Source organism: Pseudomonas sp. BMW13, assembly GCF_013357275.1.
In the GTDB taxonomy this organism is placed as follows: Bacteria; Pseudomonadota; Gammaproteobacteria; order Pseudomonadales; family Pseudomonadaceae; genus Aquipseudomonas; species Aquipseudomonas khazarica.
This window is the reverse complement of sequence record NZ_SUKD01000083.1, coordinates 1-298: the sequence shown is the minus strand read 5'-3', so window position 1 is coordinate 298 and position 298 is coordinate 1. Positions and strand designations below refer to the sequence as shown.

Annotated in this window: 1 protein-coding gene; it reads right to left on the bottom strand. The window is 63.8% G+C overall.

Annotation, left to right across the window (positions count from 1 at the left end):
* The coding region (locus E4487_RS25045) for an aminotransferase class III-fold pyridoxal phosphate-dependent enzyme (RefSeq protein WP_175254555.1) at positions 1-298 on the bottom strand (298 nt) is incomplete at both ends.

The following is a 298-nucleotide window of genomic DNA, read 5'->3' as shown; positions in this document are numbered from 1 at the left end:
CGGGTGATCCGCCAGCTCGCGCAGACGCTTCTGCAAATACGGTGCCGTTTCCGCCTTCACCCGCTCGACGATGCCCTCTTCCTTGAGGATGCGCAGGTTCTCCAGGCCCACCGCCGCCGCCACCGGATGTCCGGAATAGGTGAAGCCATGATTGAAATCGCCATGCGCCTCGATCACCTCGAACACCTTGTCGCTGACGATCAGGCCACCCATCGGCACGTAGCCGCTGGTCAGCCCCTTGGCGATGGTCATCAGGTCGGGCTGCAGGCCGTAGTACTGGCTGCCGAACCACTCGCCG